This is a genomic window from Phenylobacterium sp. (assembly GCF_036402295.1).
GTDB lineage: Bacteria > Pseudomonadota > Alphaproteobacteria > Caulobacterales > Caulobacteraceae > Phenylobacterium.
In genome coordinates, this window is sequence record NZ_DASWTE010000464.1 from 1 (window position 1) to 4,608 (window position 4,608).

3 protein-coding genes are annotated in these 4,608 nt (G+C 70.2%); 1 reads left to right on the forward strand and 2 read right to left on the reverse strand.

The annotated features are described in order from the left end of the window. Positions 1-1,407 (reverse strand): sigma-70 family RNA polymerase sigma factor (locus VGD44_RS25930; RefSeq protein WP_331091602.1); only part of this gene is annotated, 1,407 nt, incomplete at its 3' end. Between the two features lie 523 nt (positions 1,408-1,930). Between VGD44_RS25930 and VGD44_RS25935 the strand changes: the two genes are divergently transcribed. Then, complete coding sequence (locus tag VGD44_RS25935; protein ID WP_331091604.1) at positions 1,931-3,328, forward strand: peptide MFS transporter; 1,398 nt, start codon at positions 1,931-1,933, stop codon at positions 3,326-3,328. Here VGD44_RS25935 and VGD44_RS25940 read toward each other — a convergent pair. Beyond that, on the reverse strand, positions 3,322-4,608 hold a 1,287-nt coding region (locus VGD44_RS25940), incomplete at its 5' end, for a toprim domain-containing protein (protein WP_331091606.1). The genes VGD44_RS25935 and VGD44_RS25940 overlap by 7 nt on opposite strands.

Sequence of the window (4,608 nt, forward strand, 5' to 3'; positions counted from 1 at the left end):
GGCGTAGGTCGAGAACTTGTAGCCGCGGCGGTACTCGAACTTGTCGACCGCCTTCATCAGGCCGATGTTGCCCTCCTGGATCAGGTCCAGGAACTGCAGGCCGCGGTTCGTGTACTTCTTGGCGATGGAGATCACGAGGCGCAGGTTGGCCTCGACCATTTCCTTCTTCGCCTGCCGGGCCTCGCGCTCGCCCTTCTGCACCGTCTGGACGATGCGGCGGTAGTCGTCGATCGGAACGCCCGTCTCCTGCGCCAGGGCGGCGATCTCGGAGCGGATGTCGCCGATCTGGCCGGCGTCGTTCTCGGCGAACTTGGTCCAGCGGACGCCCAGGGCCTTCACCTGCAGACCCCAGTCCGGGCGCATCTCCTGGCCGAAGTAGGCCTTCAGGAACTCGCCGCGGCTGATGCCGTAGCTGTCGGCCAGGCGCAGCAGGCGGCCTTCGAGGACCATCAGTCGCTTGTTGATCGCATAGAGCTGCTCGACGAGCGCCTCGATGCGGTTGTTGTTCAGCTTCAGCGTCTTCAGGTGCTGGACGATCGTGCCCGCGGCCGCCTGGTACGCGGCGCGGTCCTTCTCGGAGAGGTCCTCGCCCTTCAGCTTCTGGCCGACCAGCTTCTCCTGCAGCAGGCGGAAGGCCTCGAACTCGGCGGCAATGGCGTCCAGGGTGGCCATCACGCCTTCGCGCAGCTCGGCTTCCATGGCGCTGATGGTGGGGCCCGCGCCGTCGTCGAACTCGTCGTCGTCGTCGCTCTCGCCCTTGGCGACGGCCTCGCCGTCCTCGTTGACCTCGGGGGCCTCTTCCTCGGCCTCGGCCGGCGGCGGCGCGTTGGCGGCCAGTTCCTCGGCCGCGGCGGCGTTCATCCCGCCGTAGGTCTGCTCGAGGTCGATGACCTCGCGCAGCAGGATGCGGCCGCCTTCCAGCTCCTCGCGCCACACCATGATGGCTTCGAAGGTCAGCGCGCTCTCGCACAGACCGCGGATCATGGTGTCGCGGCCGGCCTCGATGCGCTTGGCGATGGCGATTTCGCCCTCGCGCGACAGCAACTCCACCGAGCCCATCTCGCGCAGGTACATGCGCACCGGGTCGTCGGTGCGGTCGTAGGCGGGCTCCTTGGTGGTTTCGACCACCGCGGACTCCTCGCGGACCGCGACTTCGCCGCCCTCGGCGTCGTCCTCGGACTCGACCACGTTGACGCCCATCTCGCTCAGCATCGCGAGGGTGTCTTCGATCTGCTCGGAGGTGACCTCTTCGCTGGGCAGGACCTTGTTCAGCTCGTCCATCGTGACGTAGCCGCGGGCCTTGGCCTGCTTGATGAACTTCTTGACCGCCGCATCCGTCAGGTCGAGCAGCGGGCCGTCACCCGCCGTAGTCTCGGGGGCTTCGGTTTCGGCCGTATTTGCGCTCATCTAAATCTCCGAAATCGGCGTACGCCCCAAGTAAGGGCGGGCCGAAAATGGTGGGCGGCGGCCCAGGATCGAGAGGTCGCGTCAATACGACCCGTGTCCGCCAGAATCGTTCCCGTTTTTCTAGGTCGCGTTTCGCCAGTGGATACGCCTCGCTTTCGCCTCTGGACGTCGCCAAAGCAGAAGCCACCGCGAAGGCTCCCCCTCGCAGCGCCCTGTGGCGTCGACCGCGGAAGCGGCGCGACCACTGGGATTTCCGCACGTCGAGGGAGACATCCTGATCCACGTGGGGGGCGCGCCCGTATTCGCGACGGCCCGGCGATGTCTGTCGTAGCGCGCTAAATCCGCGGAGCCGCAGATGGCGTTTGAGTCGTCCGGTGTCAAGGCGGCGCCACCGTCGCGCGAACAAGCGTGGGCGTTTCGCCGCAGGTCCGCTTGACATCACGACGTCGTGGGCTCGCTTCTACCCCGGAGCGGGAACGGTGCGATCCGTGACGCGCGAGCCCGTCCGGGGGGGCGACATCCGATGTCCAGCGAAGCCGCCTCGGTCGCAGCGCCGCCCGCCGCGCCCGCCATGCTGTTCGGCCATCCCCGCGCGCTCGCGTTCCTCGCCGGGACCGAGTTCTGGGACCGGGTCTCGTTCCACGGGATGCAGGCGCTGCTCACCCTCTATCTGGTGGACCAATTGCTCCTGCCCGGCCACGTCGAGCGGGTGGTGGGCTTCGCGGGCTTCCGCGCCGCCATCGAGGCCGTGACCGGGCCCTTGTCCACCCAGGCGCTCGCCTCGCAGATCTTCGGCCTCTACGTCGGCTTCGCCCTTTTCGCGCCGATCCTCGGGGGCGCGATCGGCGACCGCTGGCTGGGCCGCACGCGATCGGTGGCGCTGGGCGCGATCCTGATGACCTTCGGCCACCTCGCCATGGCCTTCGACCAGTCGTTCCTGCTGGCGATGCTGCTGCTGATCGTCGGCACAGGCTTCCTGCGCGGCAACCTCGCCCCCCAGGTTGGCGACCTCTACGACCGCGACGACCGCGACCGCACGGTGGCCTTCCAGATCTACGGCGCGGCCATCAACCTGGGCGCCTTCCTGGCCCCGATCGTCACCGGCGCCCTGGCCCAGCAGGTGAGCTGGCACGCCGGCTTCGGCGTGGCGGCCATCGGCATGATGATCGGCCTGGTGACCTACCTCTGGGGCCAGCGTCTCCTCCCCCCTCAGGCCAAGCGGATCGCCACGGCGAAGCCGCCGCCACTCGGGCGTGAAGGCTGGGGCCGCGTGGCCATCCTCGTCTCGCTGGTTCCGCTCGCCGCGACGTTCTGGGTCGCCCAGTCGCAGATCTGGAACACCTACAACATCTGGGTCCGCGACCACCTGCAGCTCAGCATCGCCGGTTTCCAGGTGCCGGTGCCCTGGCTGCAGTCCATCGACGGCCTCGCGCCATTCCTGACCCTGCCGCCGATGCTGGCGATCTGGCGCTGGCAGCACGCCCGCGGCCGCGAGCCCGACGAGTTCGGCAAGCTGGCGATGGGCTGCTTCATCTTCGCCGCCTCGACCCTCTGGCTCGCCGCCGGCCAGTTCGTCGTCGATGCCGAAGGCCGCACGCCCTTCCTGTGGGCCGTGGCCTTCCACCTGTTCTCGAACTTCGGCTGGCTCTACTTCGCGCCCACCTGCAACGCCCTCTTCTCCCGCGCCGCGCCGGTGTCGGTGACCGCCACGCTCATGGGCCTCTATTCGGTGAGCGTCTCGCTGGGCAGCTTCGTCAGCGGCCGCCTGGGCGGCTTCTATGAGGCTATGACCCCGGCCGCGTTCTGGACCCTGCACGCGGCCGTGGTCGGCGGCGGCGGGGTGCTGATCCTGACCTTCGGCATGGCCTTCCGCCGACGCCTGTTCGCGCCGCAGGCGGCGACGTCGCCCGCCCCTCAGTGAGGCAGGACGGGCGCGCTCTCGTCGCCGTGGGCCCAGTCGCTGTGGATCAGCTTGCGCAGGTGGTCGCGCTCGGCCTTCAGGGTGTTCAAGGTGGTGGCGTCGCGGTCGCGGCCCAGGTCCTGGGCGGCGGAGGCCACGGCCCGCTCCAGGCTCTCCAGCTGCATCAGGAGGTCGAAGGCCTGGCGCCACAGGACGCGCGCCCGCTCGCCGGTTTCGTTCAGGAACGGTGCGCTGACGCCCGCGCGGACCGCCTCGCGCTCCAGTCGGGCGAGGTCGTCCGGCCCGAAGCCCTTGGCTTGCAGCCGGCGCATGTGGACGTCGAACTCCAGGCTGTCGGCCTCGTAGCGCAGGCTGACCAGCTCGTGCGCCAGCCCGTCCAGCTTCGCGTCGCCGAAGCCGTGCGAGCCGACGCGCTCGATGGCCTCGTCGATCACGCCGGGGTCGCGCACCGCCGCCACCGCCAGCGCCGCCGACAGCGCTCGCGGCGCACGGCGAAGGCGCTCGGCCGCCTCCTTGGTCTCGGTCTTGGCCCCTGCGAGGACCGGCTTGCGCTTGTCCCAGCGGGCGCGTGACAGCTCGCGCCCGGCCGCGCCCACCGTGTAGACGGGCTGCCGCGTCGGCCACAGGGCCTCGTAGCGGGCGAGCAGGTCCTCCTTGTAGGCGGCGGCCAGGTCCCCGTCGGCGATCGTCGCGGCCAGCTTGCGCAGGCGCACCTTCAGCGCGGTCTTCCGCTCGGGCGTGTCCAGCGGTTCGGCGTCGTCGCGCTCGCGGCGGAACAGGGCCTCGGCGAACGGCGTGGTCCTCGCGAGCTGGGCCTTCAGCGCCGCCGGCCCCTGCTCGCGCAGCACGTCGTCCGGGTCCTTGCCGCCTTCCACGATCGCGAACCGCAGGCTGCGCCCCGCCTTGAGCAGCGGCAGGGCGCGGTCGATGGCCCGCGCCGCAGCCTGGCGGCCCGCCCGATCGCCGTCGAAGCAGAGCGTGGGCTCGGGATGGTGCCGCCACAGGGCCTCCATCTGATCCTCGCCCAGCGCCGTACCCATGGGGGCCACGGCCGGCACGCCCGCGCGCAGACAGGCGATCACGTCCATGTAGCCTTCCACCACCACCAGCGGCGGCGCCTCGTCGGCCTTGGCGGCGGCCAGGATCTTGCGGGCCTCCGAGAGGCCATAGAGGTGGTGGCCCTTGTGGAAGACCACGGTCTCGGGGCCGTTCAGGTACTTGGCGCGGGCCTGCGGATCCATCGCCCGGCCGCCGAACGAGACCACCCGGCCCCGCGCGTC